Genomic DNA, 18375 nt, shown 5'->3' on the forward strand with positions numbered 1-18375 from the left:
AAGAATTCACGACGTCTGCCCATAAGGCCAGTCGCAACTTCAGGCAATCGATTCTGGTTGCCTTTCCGCCCTGGAGCAAGCCATGCAAGACCTCGATCCAATCGAAACCCAGGAATGGCTGGATGCCCTGGAGTCGGTCCTCGACAAAGAAGGCGAAGACCGCGCTCATTACCTGATGACCCGTATGGGCGAGCTGGCCACCCGTAGTGGCTCCCAGCTGCCGTATGCGATCACCACGCCATACCGCAACACCATCCCTGTCACCCACGAAGCACGCATGCCTGGCGACCTGTTCATGGAACGCCGCATTCGCTCGATGGTGCGTTGGAACGCCCTGGCCATGGTCATGCGCACCAACCTGAAAGACTCGGACCTGGGCGGACACATCTCCAGCTTCGCCTCCAGTGCCACCCTGTACGACATCGGCTTCAACTACTTCTTCCAGGCCCCGACCGAAGAACACGGCGGCGACCTGATCTTCTTCCAGGGCCACGCCTCCCCAGGCATCTACGCCCGCGCCTTCATGGAAGGCCGCATCAACGAAGACCAGATGAACAACTTCCGTCAGGAAGTGGACGGCAATGGCCTGTCTTCGTACCCGCACCCATGGCTGATGCCTGACTTCTGGCAGTTCCCGACCGTATCGATGGGTCTGGGCCCGATCCAGGCCATCTACCAGGCCCGCTTCATGAAGTACCTGGAAGCGCGCGGCTACATCCCGGCCGGCAAGCAGAAAGTCTGGTGCTTCATGGGCGACGGCGAGTGTGACGAGCCGGAATCCCTGGGCGCAATCGCCCTGGCCGGCCGCGAGAAGCTGGACAACCTAATCTTCGTCATCAACTGCAACCTCCAGCGCCTCGACGGCCCGGTTCGCGGCAACGGCAAGATCATCCAGGAACTCGAAGGCGTTTTCCGTGGCGGTGGCTGGAACGTCAACAAGGTTGTCTGGGGCCGCTTCTGGGACCCACTGTTCGCCAAGGACACCGACGGTGCCCTGCAGCGCCGCATGGACGAAGTCATCGACGGCGAGTACCAGAACTACAAAGCCAAAGATGGCGCGTACGTTCGTGAAAACTTCTTCAACACCCCAGAACTCAAGGCCATGGTCGAAGACCTGTCCGACGACGAGATCTGGAAGCTCAACCGTGGTGGCCACGATCCGTACAAGGTCTACGCGGCGTACCACCAGGCGGTCAACCACAAAGACCAGCCTACCGTCATCCTGGCCAAGACCATCAAGGGTTACGGTACCGGTGCCGGCGAAGCCAAGAACACCGCGCACAACACCAAGAAGGTCGACGTCGACAGCCTGCGTCACTTCCGTGACCGCTTCGACATCCCGGTCAAGGATGCCGACCTCGAAAACCTGCCGTTCTTCAAGCCGGAAGAAGGTTCTGCCGAAGCCAAGTACCTGGCCGAGCGCCGTGCTGCCCTGGGCGGTTTCGTGCCACAGCGCCGTGCCAAGAGCTTCAGCGTACCGACCCCGCCACTGGAAACGCTGAAAGCGATCCTGGACGGCTCGGGCGACCGCGAAATCTCCACCACCATGGCCTTCGTGCGTATTCTGGCGCAGCTGGTCAAGGACAAGGAAATCGGCCAGCGCATCGTCCCGATCATCCCGGACGAAGCCCGTACCTTCGGTATGGAAGGCATGTTCCGCCAGCTGGGCATCTACTCGTCGGTCGGCCAGCTCTACGAGCCAGTCGACAAAGACCAGGTGATGTTCTACCGCGAAGACAAGAAGGGCCAGATCCTCGAGGAAGGCATCAACGAAGCCGGCGCCATGTCGTCGTTCATCGCTGCCGGTACCTCGTACAGCTGCCACAACCAGCCGATGCTGCCGTTCTACATCTTCTACTCGATGTTCGGCTTCCAGCGCATTGGCGACCTGGCCTGGGCCGCTGGCGACAGCCGTACCCGCGGCTTCCTGATCGGCGGTACCGCCGGCCGTACCACCCTGAACGGTGAAGGCCTGCAGCACGAAGACGGTCACAGCCACATGATGGCGGGCACCATCCCGAACTGCCGCACCTACGATCCAACCTACGGCTACGAGCTGGCGGTGATCATCCAGGACGGCATGAAGAAGATGACCGAAGAGCAACAGGACATCTTCTACTACATCACCGTGATGAACGAATCCTACCAGCAGCCAGCCATGCCGGCCGGTGTCGAGGAAGGCATCATCAAGGGCATGTACCTGCTGGAAGAAGACACCCGCGAAGCCGCGCACCACGTACAGCTGATGGGCTCCGGCACCATCCTGCGCGAAGTCCGCGAAGCGGCGAAGATCCTGCGTGAAGAGTTCAACGTCGGTGCCGACGTGTGGAGCGTCACCAGCTTCAACGAACTGCGCCGCGACGGCCTGGCCGTGGAACGCGCCAACCGTCTGAAGCCTGGCCAGAAGCCACAGCAGACCTATGTCGAGCAGTGCCTGAACGGTCGCAAAGGCCCGGTCATCGCTTCTACCGACTACATGAAGCTGTTCGCTGAACAGATTCGCCAGTGGGTGCCGAGCAAAGAGTTCAAGGTCCTGGGTACCGACGGTTACGGTCGCAGCGACAGCCGCAAGAAGCTGCGTCACTTCTTCGAAGTCGACCGCCACTTCGTGGTGCTGGCTGCCCTGGAAGCCCTGGCTGACCGTGGCGAGATCGAACCCAAGGTTGTTGCAGACGCTATCGTCAAGTTCGGTATCGACCCGGACAAGCGCAACCCACTGGACTGCTGAGGAGTATTTTTAAGTGAGCGAACTCATTCGCGTACCTGACATCGGCAGCGGTGAAGGTGAAATCATCGAGCTGTTCGTCAAGGTCGGTGACCGTATCGAGGCTGACCAGAGCCTGCTGACCCTGGAGTCCGACAAGGCCTCCATGGAAATCCCGGCCCCCAAGGCCGGCGTCATCAAGGAACTGAAGGTCAAGCTGGGCGACCGCCTGAAAGAAGGCGACGAGTTGCTGGTTCTGGAAGCCGAGGGCGCCGCTGCTGCGGCCCCTGAGGCTCCAGCCGCTGCAGCTGCGGCCCCGGCTGCTGCCCCAGCGCCTGCTGCCGAAGCTGCCCCTGCGCCAGCCGCAGCCCCGGCTGCCGCCAGCGTGCAGGACATCCACGTGCCGGACATCGGCTCGTCGGGCAAGGCCAAGATCATCGAAGTGCTGGTCAAGGTCGGCGACACCGTCGAAGCCGACCAGTCGCTGATTACCCTGGAGTCCGACAAGGCCTCCATGGAAATCCCGTCGCCAGCTGCTGGCGTGGTCGAAGAAGTGCTGTGCAAGCTGGAAGACGAAGTCGGCACTGGCGACCTGATCTTCAAACTGAAGGTCGCTGGCGCAGCCCCGGCTGCCGCTCCGGCCCCTGCTGCCCCGGCGCCAGCCAAGGCTGAGGCTGCTCCGGCTGCCGCACCTGCCGCTGCTGCCCCGGCTGCCGCCCCGGCACCGGCTGCTACCGCACCGGCCGCTGGCAGCAACGCCAAGGTTCACGCAGGCCCAGCCGTTCGTCAGCTGGCCCGTGAATTTGGTGTCGACCTGGGCGCTGTTGCCGCCACCGGTCCGCACGGCCGCATTCTGAAAGAAGACGTGCAGGTTTACGTCAAAGCGATGATGCAGAAGGCCAAGGAAGCTCCGGCAGCAGCCGGTGCAACCGGCGGTGCCGGCATCCCGCCGATCCCTGCCGTGGACTTCAGCAAGTTCGGTGAAGTGGAAGAAGTGGCCCTGACCCGCCTGATGCAGGTCGGTGCTGCCAACCTGCACCGCAGCTGGCTGAACGTGCCGCACGTGACCCAGTTCGACTCCGCCGACATCACCGAGCTGGAAGCCTTCCGCGTTGCGCAGAAGGCCGTGGCCGAGAAGGCTGGCGTGAAGCTGACCGTGCTGCCACTGCTGCTCAAGGCCTGTGCTTTCCTGCTCAAGGAACTGCCAGACTTCAACAGCTCGCTGGCACCAAGCGGCAAGGCCATCATCCGCAAGAAGTACGTGCACATCGGCTTTGCCGTGGACACCCCGGACGGTCTGCTGGTCCCTGTGATCAAGAACGTCGACCAGAAGAGCCTGCTGCAACTGGCTGCCGAAGCGGCTGCGCTGGCCGAAAAAGCCCGCACCAAGAAGCTGTCGGCCGACGAGATGCAAGGCGCCTGCTTCACCATCTCCAGCCTCGGCCACATTGGCGGCACCGGCTTCACGCCGATCGTCAACGCGCCGGAAGTGGCTATCCTGGGCGTCTCCAAGGCGACCATGCAGCCAGTGTGGGATGGCAAGGCCTTCCAGCCTAAGCTGATGCTGCCACTGTCGCTGTCCTACGATCACCGTGTGATCAACGGCGCAGCCGCCGCGCGCTTCACCAAGCGCCTGGGCGACGTGCTGGGCGATATCCGCACCATGCTGCTGTAAGGCGGCCCGCTGCCCCTCCTTGCGAGGGGCAGTACCCTTTTCGAGCTGCCACGCTCGTACCTCAACCCCGTCGATTGGCGGGGCTTTTTTTTGCCTGACACAAGGCACATTAGGGCTGCGTAGCAGCCCTAAAATCTCCAGCCAAACTACAGAATCAGCCCTGACAGCCGATAACCTGTACACAGCATCACGCATGGCCGCTTGCCAGCCCTCGGGACATGATGCAACCTTGCCGAATCTGCCGCCGCCGCAAGGCCGCGTTCCCTCTTCAAGCGAGTCTTCGATGAAAAGCCAACCCGATGCCGCCAGCCGTGTGGCGGCCGAGGTCGTCACGCCGTTACCCGTGCCCTCGCGGCTCGGCATGCTGCGTTTCGAACGGCTCAACGAAGCCACCTGGGCCATGCTCTACCTGGACCCGGCCTGCGAGCGCCAGTTTGGCCTGCACGCCGGCGACCTGTGTGCCTTGGTAGACGCACCCTACGCCAGCCTGATGGAACCCGAAGTTCGCTACCGGTTGCACGACGAGGTCCAACTGCAACTGGCCCAGCGCGGGTACTACCGCGTGCGCTACACCCTGCACACGCCCAGCGCCTCGCTGCGCCTGCTGGAGGTGGGTGAAACCTACAAGCAGCATAACCGCCAGCTGTTGCGCGGCTACCTGAGCGTGCTCGATGACCTGCTGGACGATACCGGCGAAGCCGACGCCAACGACCTGGAATCACGCAACAACCGCCTGCAGCTGGCCCTGCAACTGAACCAACGCGCCCAGCAAGAGCAGCTGGAACACCTGGAGCGCGTGCACGGCCAGCAGGACCTGATCCTGCGCCTGGCTCGCCAGCGCTACAGTGCCGGGAACTCGCTGCTGGAAGCTGCCCAGCTGATTACCCGCAGCGCCTGCGAAATCTACAAGGTCGACAGCGCCAGCATCTGGCACCTGGACGACCAGCGTCTGGAACCGATCACCGCCTGGTACCGCGATGCACAAGAGCATCGCCAGCCCGAAGCCATCGATGCCAGCCGTTTCCCCGACTACCTCGACGCGCTGCACGCCAGCCGTGCCATCGACGCCCACAACGCCGGCCACGACCCACGTACCCGCGCCCTGGCGCAAAGCCTGTGCCCGGAAAACAAGGCCATGCTCGACGCCAGTATCCGTGTCGATGGCCAGGTCGTCGGCGTGCTGTGCCTGGAGCAGACCGGCCAGCCACGGGCCTGGCAATCGGACGAGATAGCCTTTGCAGGTGAGCTGGCCGACCAGTTCGCCCAAGTCATCACCAACCACAACCGGCGCACTGCGGCCAGCGCATTGCACCTGTTCCAGCGTGCCGTCGAGCAAAGCGCCAGCGCCTTTTTGCTGGTGAACCGCGATGGCCGTGTGGAGTACGTCAACCCGAGTTTCACCGCCATCACCCAGTACAGCACCGAAGAAGTGCAAGGCCGCCACCTGGGTGAGCTGCCGGCATTGGAGAACCTCAGCGAATTGCTGTTCGACTCGCCGTCGAGCCTGGCCATGGGCAACAGCTGGCAGGGCGAATTCAGGAGCCGGCGCAAGAACCTGGAGCCCTACTGGGGCCAGTTGTCGATTTCCAAGGTGTACGGCGATAACCGTGAGCTGACCCACTACATCGGCATCTACGAAGACGTCACCCAGACCAAGCTGGCCCAGCAGCGCATCGAGCGACTGGCCTACACCGACAACCTGACCAACCTGGGCAACCGCCCGGCGTTCATCCGCAGCCTGGACGAGTGCTTTGCCCGCGATGGCGAAAGCGCGATGTGCCTGCTGCTGGTGGACATCGACAACTTCAAGCGCATCAACGACAGCCTTGGCCACCAGACCGGCGACAAGCTGCTGATCAGCCTGGCCCGCCGCCTGCGCAACAGCTTGCACACCGGCGGTATCCTGGCGCGCTTTGCCAGTAACGAGTTCGCGGTATTGCTTGACGACACCAGCCTGGAAGATGGCCAGGGCGTTGCCCAGCAATTGCTGCGCACCCTCGACAAGCCGATGTTCGTCGACAACCAGTTGATCAACGTCACGGCCTCGGTGGGCCTGGCCTACGCACCGCTGCACGGCGCTGACCCGGCCAGCCTGATGAAAAACGCCGGCTTGGCGTTGCACAAGGCCAAGGCCAACGGCAAGCATCAGGTGCAGGTGTTTACCGAAGTGCTCAATGCCGAAGCCAGCTACAAGCTGTTCGTCGAGAACAACCTGCGCCGTGCCCTGACCCAGAACGAGCTGGAAGTGTTCTACCAGCCCAAGATCTGCCTGCGTAGCGGTCGCCTGCTGGGGCTGGAAGCGCTGTTGCGCTGGAACCACCCCGAGCGCGGCATGATCCGCCCGGATCAGTTCATCAGCGTGGCAGAAGAAACCGGCCTGATCATTCCCATTGGCAAATGGGTGATACGCCAGTCATGCAGCATGAGCCAGCAACTGCGCGAGGCCGGCTTGGGCAACCTGCACGTAGCGATCAACCTGTCGCCCAAGCAGTTTTCCGACCCCGACCTGGTAGCCTCTATCAGCACCATCCTCAAGGAAGAAGCCCTGCCACCGCACCTGCTGGAGCTGGAGCTGACGGAAGGCCTCCTGCTGGAAGCCACCGAAGACACCCACCGCCAGCTGGACGAGCTGAAGGCCTTGGGCCTGACCCTGGCCATGGACGACTTCGGTACCGGTTACTCGTCGCTGAGCTACCTGAAGAAGTTTCCGATCGACATTCTCAAGATCGACCGCAGCTTCATCAATGAGATCCCCGACAACCAGGACGACATGGAAATTACCTCGGCGGTGGTGGCCATGGCGCACAACCTAAAGCTGAAGGTAGTGGCCGAAGGGATCGAGACGCCGGAGCAGCTGGCGTTTCTGCGCAGGCACCGTTGCGACGTGGGCCAGGGTTACCTGTTTGACCGGCCAATTCCGGGGCGGGAGCTGGCTGAGCGGCTGAAGCGATACCCGCGTGGCCCTGTGGCCTGACAGCGGCGCCATCCTCGGGCACTATAGAAGCCATTCGGGTCCCTTCGCGGGCATGCCCGCGAAGGCCCCAACACCTATCCAACTGAAAAAACACAGAGGAACGGCCATGGTCCTGCGTTCGGAAATCCTGGTGAACAAAAACGTCATGCCAACTGCGGAACAGGCGCTGCCTGGCCGCGAAACGCCAATGGCCCTGCCCGAGTTCCACTACGTGTTCGAAGGCACCCCGCTGCTCGGCCCGTTCTTCGAAGGCGCCATCGACTTCGCCATCTTCGGCCTGGGTTGCTTCTGGGGCGCCGAGCGCCGCTTCTGGCAGCGCGAGGGCGTGGTCAGCACTGTGGTCGGCTACGCCGGCGGCTTCACCCCAAACCCTACCTACGAAGAAGTCTGCTCGGGCCTGACCGGCCACACCGAAGTGGTGCTGGTGGTGTTCGACAAGGACAAAGTCAGCTACCGCGAGCTGCTGGCGATGTTCTGGGAGCTGCACAACCCCACCCAGGGCATGCGCCAGGGCAATGACGTCGGCACCCAGTACCGCTCGGCCATCTACTGCACCAGCCCGGAACAGCTGGAACAGGCCAAGGCCAGCCGCGACGCCTTCCAGGCTGAACTGAGCAAGGCCGGCTTTGGTGAAATCACCACTGAAATCGACCAGGCGCCGACCGTGTACTTTGCCGAGGCCTACCACCAGCAGTACCTGGCCAAGAACCCGGACGGCTACTGCGGCATCGGCGGCACCGGTGTCTGCCTGCCACCCAGCCTGCAGGGCAATTGAAGCATGAGCACGATGACCCTGTTCCACTCGCCGTTGTCGCCTTTCGTGCGCAAGGTCATGGTGGTGTTGCATGAAACCGGCCAATTCGAAAGGGTGCAGCTGCAGCCGGTGAACATCAGCCCGGTGAGCGGCGACCTGCAGCTCAACCAGGACAACCCGATCGGCAAGATCCCGGCCCTGCGCCTGGAAGACGGCACCGTGCTGCATGATAGCCGGGTGATCTGCGAGTACCTCGACCTGCAACACGTCGGCCTGCCGCTCTTGCCCCGCGAAGGCTCGGCGCGCTGGCGGCGCATGACGCTGGTGTCGCAGGCCGATGCGATCATGGATGCGGCGGTGTCGTCGCGCTATGAAAGCTTCCTGCGGCCCGAAGACAAACGCTGGGACGGCTGGTTGCAGGCGCAGGGCGACAAGATCCGCCGCAGCCTGGCCAACCTGGAGCATGAGCACCTGCCCGAGTTGATGTCTGGGTTCGACCTGGCAGCAATTGGCGTGGCGTGTGCGCTGGGGTATCTGGATTTGCGTCAGCCCGAGTTTGGCTGGCGTGAGCGCCAGCCAGGGTTGGCAGCGTGGTATGCCGAAGTGAGCCAGCGGCCATCGATGGTCGCCACTGCACCGGTGGCCTGACCGGCCCTATCGCGAGCTAGCTCGCTCCTACATGGCCTGTGGCGCCCCTGTAGGAGCAAGCTAGCTCGCGATGGCCTCACCTCGGTACAACAGGAAACAACTGCCCAATCCGCTGGGCCAGCCACCGCCCAATTTCTCTATCCTCCCTCATGCCACCCTCCCCACCCGCGCCCAGTCCAGCCGCCGGGTCAGCACCATGAACACCCCCAGCAAGCCAAAACACAGCAGCGAGCCCATCAGCAGCGCATAATCCTCGGCGCTCAGCAGACCGTAGAGCAGCGCATACAACGCCGCCAACCCCGCCGCAAACCCAACCCCTCGCCCCAGGCTGCGCAACACATGGCTCAGGTAGAAGCCGATCAGCAGCACGCACGCCGAAGCCGACAGCCCATACGCCAGGCCAAACCCGATGTGCTCGGACAACGACAGCAACAATAGGTAGAAGAACGCCAGCGCTACGCCCACCAGGATGTACTGCACCGGGTGTACGCTCAGGTTTTTCAGCACTTCGAACAGGAAGAAGCCGGCAAAGGTCAGTGCAATGAACAACAGCGCGTATTTAATCGCCCGTTCGCTTTTCAGGTACTGGTCCACCGGGTCGACAAAGCTCACCCCGAAGCTGCGCTCACTGAAGTCGGTGCACTGCCCGGCAATGGCGCACTGGCGCAGGGCGTCTTCAAGGTTGGTGGCAAAGAACGATGTCTGCCAATGGGCGCTGAAGCCCTGGGGATCAATGTCGCGGCGGTTGGGCAGGTAGCTGCCGACGAAGCTTGGGTGAGGCCAGTTGGCGCGCATGTCCACGCTGCTGGTACGGCCCACCGGCACGATGTGCAACTGGCCAGTGCCTTGCAGCGCCAGATCGAAGCCGTAGCTGAATTCCCGCGCCTGCAGGCCGTCCAGCGCTGGCAGGCTGGCATGCACGCCGCCGCGCATCCAGTCGAGCCGAGTACCGGCCTCGAACGGCACCTTTTGCTCATCCATGCTCAGTTCCAGGCCGTTCTCGATGCCGCGGATATCGCTGATGCCCACCACCAGGAACGGCTTGTCGAAGCGGTAATCGTCGAAGTCCTTGTCGATGCCCCAGCGCTCCGGAAGCTTGAAACGGCCGCTGATGCGGCCTTTGGCGTGGAACAGGCGGGCCTGGTAGATACCTCGGGCACGTAGTTCGGTGTCCACACCCAGGTCGGCGTCAAAGGTTTCCGGCAGGAAGTACAGGTGGCCGGCAACAGTGCTGGTTTCCTGAGTACGCTCGCCATCCTTTTCGATCCAGCGGCGCTGGTACTTGCGGTACGGCACCACCAGCAGGGGGCCGCTGAGCTGCTGGTCGAAGCTGGCACTTTGCGCGATGTCGCGCAGTACGTCGTCGCGCAGGGCCTGGCGCTCATCGATCAGGCCGTTGATCAGCAGCAACGGGATGAGCAGCAGCAATATGAGCACGGCTATCAGGCCGAGTTTGTATCCGAGGGTCTTGGTCATGGGGCCTCCTGTGGCAGTGGGCGCAGTGTCTGCGCCTTGCGTGGAGGCCTTGGGGAGACTGTGTGGAGATTGTGTGTTATTGGGCCGCAGCTACCTCAACTGATACGCCGCACCGGCAACCACAACCGTACCCGCACGCCGCCATCGACGTTATCCACCGCCAACGCCCCACCATGCAGCTGCATCACTTCAGCCACAAAGTTCAGCCCCAAGCCGGTGCTCTTGCGCCCACTTCCTGGCCGCGGCAGCGAGTAGAACCGTTCGCTGACCCGCCCGATGGCATACGCCGGTATCGCCTGCCCCTGGTTGAACAGGCTCAACGCCACCCGCTCGCCATCGCGGTCAAGGTCGAACAGCAGCGCCCCCCCTTCGGGGGTGAAGTCCAGCGCGTTATCCAGCAGGTTGGCCAGCGCCTGGCGCATCAGGAACGGATCACACAGCAAACGCAACCCGGCAGGCACCCGCTGACGCACGTGCAGACTGGCCCCATCGATGCGCGCTGCATGGGCCAACAACAACTCGTCCACCAGCGCCGCCAGTGCCACCTGCTGCTCGTCTTCCAGCGCCTGCATCTGCTCGACCCGGGCCAGGTTGAGCAGGCGCTCGACCATCTGCTGCAAGCGTTCGCTCTCACGCTCGATATTGCCGGCAAACCGCGCGCGCTGGTCGGCCGGCATCTCGTCCTGCAACAGCTCGGACGCCCCGCGTATGGCCGCCAGCGGGCTTTTCAGCTCGTGGGTCAGGGTGTGCACGTAACGCTCGACATAGGCCTTGCCCTCCAGCTGCGTGCGCATGCGTTCCACGGCCTGGGCCAAATGCGCCAGCTCGCCGCCCTTGTAATGGGGCAACGCGGCGCGCTCGCCTTCACTGACAGCTTGGGCATAGCGGGCCAGCCGGCGCAGCGAGCGCGCCAGCCACCACGACAATGCTGCACCGATCAGCAGGCCCAGACCGATCAACCCCAGGCCCAAAGTGAGCAAGCGCTGTTCGGAGCGGTCGATGTACGGTTGCAGCGAGCTGTTGGGCTTGGCCACGGTAACCACGCCGATGATCTTGCCCTCATCCGTGATCGGTGCAGCCACATGCATCACCGAGGTGCTTTCATCGTTGGGGTCACTGCGGGAGGAGCGGGCACCGTACTCGCCACGCAGGGTCTTCAGCACGTCATTCCACTGCGAATAGTCCTTGCCCAGGGCCTCGCCGGTGGAGTCCAGTAGCACGATACCCTTGGCATCGGTGACATAGATGCGGTGGCTGACCTGGGTCTTGGCCAGGCCCCAGATTTGCGCGCCGGGGCTACGCGTGCCATAGGCCTTGAGCACTTCGGGCAGACGGCTTTGGTTCAGGGTCCCGGCCTTGACGTCATCACGCAGGATCTCGGCCAGCAGGTTGGCGGTGTCGACCAGTGTTTCTTCAGAGGACTGGCGCACCACCGGGCGAATCTGTTCGCGCACGGTATTGAGCAAAAAGTAGCCCGCCAACCCGACGAACAGGAAGTACACCAGGAAAATCCGGATGCCCAGGCGCATCAGGCATGGTCCGGGCTGTAGCTGTAGCCGAGGCCGCGGTGGGTCTGGATCGGCTCGGCGTCGCCCGCTACCTGGCGCAGTTTCGCGCGTAGGCTCTTGATATGGCTGTCGACGGTTCGCTCGTAGCCCACATCGGAGGCCACGCCCAAGGCGTCGAGCAACTGTTCGCGGCTGAACACCCGCTGCGGTTGTTCCAGCAGGGATTGCAGCAGACGGAACTCATGGCGGGTCAGGGTGAGTGGCTGGCCACGGTACGTGATCTGCATGCGCAGGGTGTCGAGCTGGAACAGCGCGGTATCGGTGGCAGGCTCGGCCCGAGGCGCCATGCGCTTGAGGATCGCGCGTACCCGTGCGGCCACTTCGCGCGGGCTGAAGGGTTTGACCACGTAGTCGTCGGCACCGATTTCCAGGCCTACCACCCGGTCGATTTCACCGTCGCGGGCACTGAGGAACATCACCGGCACCTCGGTGAAACGGCGCAACTGGCGGCAGGTTTCGAAGCCACTGATGTCGGGCAGGCCGATGTCGAGGATGATCAGGTCGGCCGGGCGCTGGCGTTGCTGGTCGAGGGCGGCGCTGCCCAAGGTCACCCATTCGGTGCTATGACCGTCTGCCTGAAGGGCATAGACCAAGGTGTCGGCGATGGCGGCTTCGTCTTCGACGATGAGGATATGGGGCATGGCGTCCGGCCTTGTTGAGGGCAGACTGCACTTTTAGCTCACTGGCCTCTTCGCGGGCAAGCCCGCTCCCACAGGTACTGTGCTGCCCTTCAGAGCAGCGCTAGTCCTGTGGGAGCGGGCGTGCCCGCGAAAGGGCCAGAACAGGCGGATCGAATCAGCAGCCAGGTTTGCCAGCAGTAAACTTCTTGGCGGGGTTCACGGCAGCCTTGAACTCGCGCAGCGCCTTGGAACCCACCAGCAGCGGGTAATTGAAGCTGCTGCGGTCCACCAGGTTCACCTCCACGGTGCGCTTCACGTCACCCAGGCACAGCTCCAGGTCCACCACCGGGCGCTTGGAGATTTCCGGCGCATCGCCTTCTTCCTCTTCATCGGCACGCCCTTTGATCTTGCTGATGCGCGATACCTTGTGCTCGTACACCTTGCCGTCCGAGTCTTTCGTGGCCAGGCGGAAACGCACCCATTCGTCGCCATCACGGGTGAACAGTTCGATGTCCTTGGCCGACAGCGAAGCGGTGAAAGCACCGGTGTCCATCTTGGCTTTAAGGGTTTCGCCCAGCTCGGGCAGGGTGATGTTCTCGTAACGGCCATAGATCGTAGGCTCGGCGGCCATTACCGGCAGTGCCAACAGCGACAACAGGGCAAGCAGAGGTTTCACAGGCAGGCTTCCTTGAGAGGGGTCAGTGCTTAGACTGCACGGGCAAGATAGGTTCGCTGTCACAAGGTTAACCAACATGTTGTGAAACATTTGTCCCTGCCGTCGGGCATTGGACATTTGGCGTAGGCCACGGCGCTGCTTATCATTGCCAACCGTTTATCTCCCACAACAAGAGTCTCCTTATGCGTCGCCTGCTGACCGGCATTCTCACTACCACCCTGCTGCTGCTCAATACCGTGGTGTTGATCTGCCCGCTGCTGGTCTTCGCCCTGCTCAAACTGGTGTTGCCGGGCCGTGGCCGCGACTATGCCTCGTGGGCGGTGATGTGGGTGGCCGAAACCTGGTCGGAAATCGACAAGGCCATCTTCGCCTTGTGCATTCCTACCCAATGGGACATTCGCGGCGTCGAGAACCTGCGCAAAGACACCTCGTACCTGGCCGTGAGCAACCACCAGACCTGGGTCGACATCCCCGCGCTGATCGAAAGCCTCAACCGCCGCACGCCATTCTTCAAGTTCTTCCTGAAGAAAGAGCTGATCTGGGTACCGCTGCTGGGCCTGGCCTGGTGGGGGCTGGATTACCCGTTCATGAAGCGCTACAGCAAGGCCTTTCTGGAGAAGCACCCGGAGCTCAAGGGCAAGGACCTGGAAATCACCAAGGCCGCCTGCGAGCTGTTCAAGCGCCAGCCGGTGACCGTGGTGAACTACCTGGAAGGCACCAGGTTTACCGAGGCCAAGCGGCTGGAACAGCAGTCGCCGTATCGCTACCTGCTCAAGCCCAAAGCGGGTGGCGTTGCGTTTGTGCTGGCGGCGTTGGGTGAGCAGCTGGATGCCTTGCTGGATGTGACCATCGTGTACCCCGGCAACAAGGCACCGGGGTTCTGGGATTTGCTCAATGGCAGCATTAGCCAGGTGATTATCGACATTCAGGTGCGTGAGCTGGACCCGGCGTTGTGGGCGGGGGATTACGAGAATGATCCTGAGTTTCGACAGACGGTGCAGGCCTGGGTGAATCAGCTTTGGGTAGAGAAGGACCAGCGGATCGAGCAACTGCGGGCGGAAATGGGCTGAGATCTCATCGCCTGACCCAGGCGGACGGATTTGGCGGTGCTGACCGTTGGCTTGCGCTGAGCAGCGCGTCTGGTGGACTTCACCGAAACAGGCTGAGACCTGAAGCTGCTACTGATAAATCTGCCAGTTGTGCGTGGCCGCAGCGTGAACAAGACTGTCGCCTTTCTGTTTTTCGTGAGGCCAGGCCCAGTGTCGGTCATTCTGTTTGTTTATGGTCCTTATGGCCAACATGATTGCTCGACAGGCCAAACAGCTAAGTTGGGTTTCAACGGTGAGCGCTACGACCCGCTCACCCGCTCGTACGCACTGGGCCAAGGCTATCGCAACTATAGCCCGGCCTTGATGCGCTTCCAGAGCCCGGATGACCTCAGCCCGTTTGCACAAGGAGGGCTGAACGCCTATGCCTACTGCGTGAACGATCCCATCAATCTCTTAGACGCTACAGGGCATGCGCCCACCGCTGGGCAATTGCATGAGCGCATCAAGCAGATGGGGCTGAAGGTGCCTTCAGCCACCTCTCAAGTACACAGGCGTGCAAACGCATCGAAACGACAGAGTCTTCCGCGCCCCCTCTCAGCGTTAAGAGACGCCAAACCGAAAAAGACACTCCGCTTCAACGAAACCACAGAGACATTTTTCTACGAGGAAGAGCGGTCAAAATTCAAGCGCCAGCTCTACCAAGAGCGCAAGGCAATCATCAACTACATGGGAAGGGAATACAGGGTCTTTGAACTGTACCAGCGTGAATTGAACACGCTGCTGGCTCCCACTACCGAAGCCATGTTCAAACAATCCAAAAACCCCCGCGGGCATTTGGCGCTGATCACCTTTACCCAAAGCCAGTTAGATGATGCGCATGAGCGTCTCAGGCAGCTTAACAAGACGCTCAAAAGTATCCGTTTATAAGATAAGACGTGCGGCGGTTAACACCTCAATGGGTCAACGACTCATACCGACGGCATAACCGCAGGTGTCGGGGTAGTCCACAGGTTCCCCAGGTTCTGCAGCAACGACCCGGCAATCCCCTGCTGCCCCAGGTACTGCAGAATCAACGGCGCAAACTGCCCGATCATCCCGGTATCCATCCCCAGCGCTTTGAACGCAGTGTCCAGGTCGCTGCGGTTTTCCACGTTGCTGCCCAGCGCGTTGCTCAACGCCGACTGGCTTTCGCTGTTCTTGCCCAGTAACCCACCCAGCCCACTCAGCCCGCCCAGCGCATTGGCCCCGGCCAGCAGGTCCAGCCCCGGTACCGCCTTGGTCAGTTGGCCATAGTCCTCGCTGCTCAGGTTATTGCGCGCCAGCCCCAGCATCGCCCCTGCCCCACCCACGGCCTGTTCGGGAGTGATCTTGAGTTCGCTGCCCAGGGTGTTGAGCAAATTGGCCTGCGTCTCGGGCGCCTGCACCTGGCCTTGCTGATTCTGATGCTGGTTCTGCATGGCCGACACGGCGTTGGCAGCGTCGCTGAGGTTGAAGGCGAACACCGGGCTTGCGGCCAGGGTCATCAGGGTTGCCAGGGTAAATGCTTTCATCATCGGAAGAGGATCTCGTGGGCCGGGATGGCCTGTGAATCGAGCTATTTGACTCGTATTTTTGAAGTTTGTTCCCAGTCAACGGTCAAGACACAGAAACGGTGCCAAACCGACAAGAGGTCGATCATGAACTAGTAATTTTGCCAGTTGCGTAACAGCCAATGACACTCAAAACTGATTACCTGAGCCCAATCTCCGCATCACCGCTAAAAAAGGGATAACAAATGACAATCAATACCAAGCTTTCAATATTCTATCAAGCCAGAAATTTCCATACTATCATTAATGATGAGGACCACACGTCAATTTTCCAAGGCGATAGCAGGCCAATAGCGGAGCGCACTTCGAACGCTACAGATAACAACATATCGTTTTTTTCATTAGACACCTTGGGCACACCCGTAAACATCACCGGCAACGAGGGAACTTTAGAAAAGGTATTTTCTCCTTATGGATACACCGCTAAAAAACACCAAGAAAGCACTCTTATTGGTTTTGCAGGCGAACCTCTGATAATCACAGAAAAATATTTACTTGGCAGCTATCGATTATACAGTCCCGTTTTGATGCGTTTTCTTTCTCCCGACAGCCTCAGCCCGTTCGCTAAAGGTGGAGTCAACGCATTCTGCTACTGTGGAAACGATCCCATAAACTACTCAGATGCTTCAGGTTATTTTCGCATTCGTAGCTTCCTAGGGCATACATTCCGCCCCAAACTTCCAAAACTAACCTTTCCACAGAGCGACAACATAGCACCTCCGTCATATCAAGAAGCGATCAAGCCTATAGACAACTTTAACCCCCCAACTTACAAACAGGCACTGGCAATGTTCCCCGATGAGAGGTCTAATATAATCAGCACAGCTTCAAATTTATCTACGGAAAAATTTCAACCGCTCGTCAACCAGTACGAGTCTTATATAAAGCAACAGCAGGTAAAACAAAGCTTTGCAACTAATCAAGCCGCGGACCATTTTCGCAAGATGAACCGGTTAACCCACGGATCAGATTCATGGCTTTTTTACAATGTCGCGCGACAAAGAGAAATGGACAAAATTTGGCACTACGAACAAAAAATAGCAATCATCAAGAGTGAGAAACAAACACTTCAAGACTATCTAGCTACCCTTAGACACCGCTAACTCAAATTTGCCAGCGCCACAGCAAATTGCATTGCAGTCGATCAACTGGCTTGACTCTTCGCGAGCAAGCCCGCTCCAACACATGTGGCGAAAGGCTGGGGCTTGCTATTGGACAACAGCCATGAAAAAGCCCCTCGAATTGAGGGGCCTTTCTTGTTGGACGTTTATTACGCAGCACCCCACATCTTGTGCGGGTCAATCACAAACTTCTTCGGCACCCCCGCATCAAACTCACCGTATCCTTCCGGCGCCTGGTCCAGGTTGATCACCTGCACGCCCACCACCTCGGCGATGTTGATCCGGTCCCACATGATCGCCTGCATCAGCTGGCGGTTGTACTTCATGGTCGGAGTCTGCCCGGTGTGGAAGCTGTGGGATTTCGCCCAGCCCAGGCCAAAGCGAATGCTCAGCGCGCCGATCTTGGCAGCAGCATCCACAGCGCCCGGGTCTTCGGTCACGTACAGGCCCGGAATACCAATACTGCCGGCCACGCGGGTAACCTGCATCAGCGAGTTCAGCACGGTAGCAGGGGCTTCGTGCTTGGCGCCCTCGTGGCCATGGCCACGGGCCTCGAAGCCAACGGCGTCGACGGCGCAGTCCACTTCCGGCTCGCCGAGAATATCGACGATCTGCTCATGCAGCGGGGTGTCCTTGGACAGGTCGACCACTTCAAAGCCCTGCGACTTGGCGTGGGCCAGGCGGGCCGGGTTCAGGTCGCCGACGATGACGCAGGCGGCGCCCAGCAGGCGAGCCGAAGCAGCGGCAGCCAGGCCGACCGGGCCAGCGCCCGCGACGTAAACGGTGCTGCCTGGGCCTACGCCGGCAGTCACGGCACCGTGGTAGCCGGTAGGCAGGATGTCGGACAGGCAGGTCAGGTCACGGATCTTTTCCATGGCCTTGTCGCGCTCGGGCAGTTTCAGCAGGTTGAAGTCGGCGTATGGCACCAGCACGTACTCGGCCTGGCCACCGGTCCAGTCGCCCATGTCGACGTAGCCGTAGGCACCGCCAGCGCGGGCCGGGTTGACGGTGAGGCACACGCCGGTGTGCATCTCTTTGCAGGAACGGCAGCGGCCGCAGGCGACGTTGAACGGTACCGACACCAAGTCGCCGATCTGCATGCGTTCGACGTCGCTGCCCTTCTCAACGATTTCACCGGTGATTTCGTGGCCCAGGACCAGGCCGACCTGGGCAGTGGTGCGGCCACGGACCATGTGCTGGTCAGAGCCGCAGATGTTGGTGGAGACCACCTTCAGGATTACGCCGTGCTCGATCTTCTTGCCGCGCGGGTCCTGCATTTTCGGGTAGTCGATCTTCTGCACCTCGACCTTGCCGGCGCCGAGATATACCACTCCACGATTGCCAGACATGCTCTTACCTCGCTTGATTTGTATTTATGCAGCGGTGGTTGAACGCGCCGCCATCCATGGGCGGCATGTGTTTCTGGAATGCAGGGAATTGTGGGCCGGATACGGCGGGATGCACTGACTGGGAGCGACAGGGAGATGCCTTTTAGCGGCAGGGGTGTCGCTGGAGGATATG

At 61.1% G+C, this 18375-nt stretch carries 14 protein-coding genes; 8 read left to right on the forward strand and 6 right to left on the reverse strand.

The features are described 5' to 3' along the window. Positions 1 to 82 precede the first annotated feature (82 nt). The 5 genes from aceE (at position 83) to ACF8R4_RS06565 (ending at position 8755) form a co-directional block, all read left to right on the forward strand. Positions 83 to 2728 carry a pyruvate dehydrogenase (acetyl-transferring), homodimeric type gene (gene aceE / locus ACF8R4_RS06545; protein WP_060499119.1) on the forward strand — a complete coding sequence of 882 codons (2646 nt, stop codon included), beginning with the start codon at positions 83 to 85 and terminating at the stop codon, positions 2726 to 2728. Positions 2729 to 2741: 13 nt separating this feature from the next. After that, a complete protein-coding gene (gene aceF / locus ACF8R4_RS06550) occupies positions 2742 to 4379 on the forward strand; it encodes a dihydrolipoyllysine-residue acetyltransferase (RefSeq protein WP_104833579.1) in 1638 nt (545 codons plus the stop codon). A gap of 283 nt (positions 4380 to 4662) precedes the next feature. Beyond that, the gene (locus ACF8R4_RS06555; protein ID WP_060499121.1) at positions 4663 to 7353 is read left to right on the forward strand and encodes a bifunctional diguanylate cyclase/phosphodiesterase; all 2691 of its coding nucleotides are present in this window, start codon (positions 4663 to 4665) and stop codon (positions 7351 to 7353) included. A 106-nt stretch (positions 7354 to 7459) separates the two neighbouring features. Next, positions 7460 to 8128, forward strand: a complete 669-nt coding sequence (gene msrA, locus ACF8R4_RS06560) for a peptide-methionine (S)-S-oxide reductase MsrA (RefSeq protein ID WP_060499122.1) — start codon at positions 7460 to 7462, stop codon at positions 8126 to 8128. Between the two features lie 3 nt (positions 8129 to 8131). After that, a complete protein-coding gene (locus ACF8R4_RS06565; protein WP_104833580.1) occupies positions 8132 to 8755 on the forward strand; it encodes a glutathione S-transferase in 624 nt (207 codons plus the stop codon). Positions 8756 to 8902: 147 nt separating this feature from the next. On the opposite strand, the gene creD is transcribed toward ACF8R4_RS06565, so the two are convergent. From creD to ACF8R4_RS06585, 4 genes are all read right to left on the reverse strand, one after another. Beyond that, positions 8903 to 10231 (reverse strand): cell envelope integrity protein CreD, encoded by a 1329-nt coding sequence (gene creD, locus ACF8R4_RS06570; protein WP_060499124.1) that lies wholly within the window; start codon positions 10229 to 10231, stop codon positions 8903 to 8905. A gap of 95 nt (positions 10232 to 10326) precedes the next feature. Further along, complete coding sequence (gene creC / locus ACF8R4_RS06575; protein WP_392491941.1) at positions 10327 to 11760, reverse strand: two-component system sensor histidine kinase CreC; 1434 nt, start codon at positions 11758 to 11760, stop codon at positions 10327 to 10329. Then, positions 11760 to 12440, reverse strand: coding sequence for a two-component system response regulator CreB (creB, locus tag ACF8R4_RS06580; protein ID WP_060499126.1), 681 nt, complete (start codon positions 12438 to 12440; stop codon positions 11760 to 11762). Before creB ends, creC begins: the two co-directional genes overlap by 1 nt. 154 nt (positions 12441 to 12594) lie before the next feature. Next, positions 12595 to 13095, reverse strand: coding sequence for an ATP-dependent zinc protease (locus ACF8R4_RS06585; protein ID WP_164524057.1), 501 nt, complete (start codon positions 13093 to 13095; stop codon positions 12595 to 12597). 182 nt (positions 13096 to 13277) lie between these two features. Between ACF8R4_RS06585 and ACF8R4_RS06590 the strand changes: the two genes are divergently transcribed. Beyond that, on the forward strand, positions 13278 to 14165 hold the full coding sequence (locus tag ACF8R4_RS06590; RefSeq protein WP_060499128.1) for an acyltransferase: 888 nt from the start codon (positions 13278 to 13280) through the stop codon (positions 14163 to 14165). Positions 14166 to 14309: 144 nt separating this feature from the next. Next, complete coding sequence (locus ACF8R4_RS06595) at positions 14310 to 15071, forward strand: RHS repeat-associated core domain-containing protein (RefSeq protein WP_392491944.1); 762 nt, start codon at positions 14310 to 14312, stop codon at positions 15069 to 15071. A gap of 41 nt (positions 15072 to 15112) precedes the next feature. Here the strand turns inward: ACF8R4_RS06595 and ACF8R4_RS06600 are convergent, their stop codons facing one another. Continuing rightward, positions 15113 to 15694: a DUF2780 domain-containing protein gene (locus ACF8R4_RS06600; protein ID WP_060499169.1), complete on the reverse strand. Its 582-nt coding sequence runs from the start codon at positions 15692 to 15694 to the stop codon at positions 15113 to 15115. 224 nt (positions 15695 to 15918) lie between these two features. On the opposite strand from ACF8R4_RS06600, the gene ACF8R4_RS06605 reads away from it, so the two are divergent. Further along, positions 15919 to 16836 carry an RHS repeat-associated core domain-containing protein gene (locus ACF8R4_RS06605; RefSeq protein WP_392491945.1) on the forward strand — a complete coding sequence of 306 codons (918 nt, stop codon included), beginning with the start codon at positions 15919 to 15921 and terminating at the stop codon, positions 16834 to 16836. A 167-nt stretch (positions 16837 to 17003) separates the two neighbouring features. Here the strand turns inward: ACF8R4_RS06605 and fdhA are convergent, their stop codons facing one another. Beyond that, entirely contained in the window at positions 17004 to 18203 is a 1200-nt protein-coding gene (gene fdhA / locus ACF8R4_RS06610; RefSeq protein WP_012270123.1) for a formaldehyde dehydrogenase, glutathione-independent, read from the reverse strand. Between the last annotated feature and the right edge of the window lie 172 nt (positions 18204 to 18375).

This window comes from Pseudomonas sp. FYR_2 (assembly GCF_043106425.1).
GTDB classification, from domain to species: Bacteria; Pseudomonadota; Gammaproteobacteria; order Pseudomonadales; family Pseudomonadaceae; genus Aquipseudomonas; species Aquipseudomonas monteilii.

Coding starts and splice junctions, on each gene's coding strand:
- aceE (WP_060499119.1), top strand. CDS start 83: ATGCAAGACCTCGATCCAATCGAAACCCAGGAATGGCTGGATGCCCTG.
- ACF8R4_RS06555 (WP_060499121.1), top strand. CDS start 4,663: ATGAAAAGCCAACCCGATGCCGCCAGCCGTGTGGCGGCCGAGGTCGTC.
- msrA (WP_060499122.1), top strand. CDS start 7,460: ATGGTCCTGCGTTCGGAAATCCTGGTGAACAAAAACGTCATGCCAACT.
- ACF8R4_RS06565 (WP_104833580.1), top strand. CDS start 8,132: ATGAGCACGATGACCCTGTTCCACTCGCCGTTGTCGCCTTTCGTGCGC.
- creD (WP_060499124.1), bottom strand. CDS start 10,231: ATGACCAAGACCCTCGGATACAAACTCGGCCTGATAGCCGTGCTCATA.
- creC (WP_392491941.1), bottom strand. CDS start 11,760: ATGCGCCTGGGCATCCGGATTTTCCTGGTGTACTTCCTGTTCGTCGGG.
- creB (WP_060499126.1), bottom strand. CDS start 12,440: ATGCCCCATATCCTCATCGTCGAAGACGAAGCCGCCATCGCCGACACC.
- ACF8R4_RS06590 (WP_060499128.1), top strand. CDS start 13,278: ATGCGTCGCCTGCTGACCGGCATTCTCACTACCACCCTGCTGCTGCTC.
- ACF8R4_RS06600 (WP_060499169.1), bottom strand. CDS start 15,694: ATGAAAGCATTTACCCTGGCAACCCTGATGACCCTGGCCGCAAGCCCG.
- ACF8R4_RS06605 (WP_392491945.1), top strand. CDS start 15,919: ATGACAATCAATACCAAGCTTTCAATATTCTATCAAGCCAGAAATTTC.
- fdhA (WP_012270123.1), bottom strand. CDS start 18,203: ATGTCTGGCAATCGTGGAGTGGTATATCTCGGCGCCGGCAAGGTCGAG.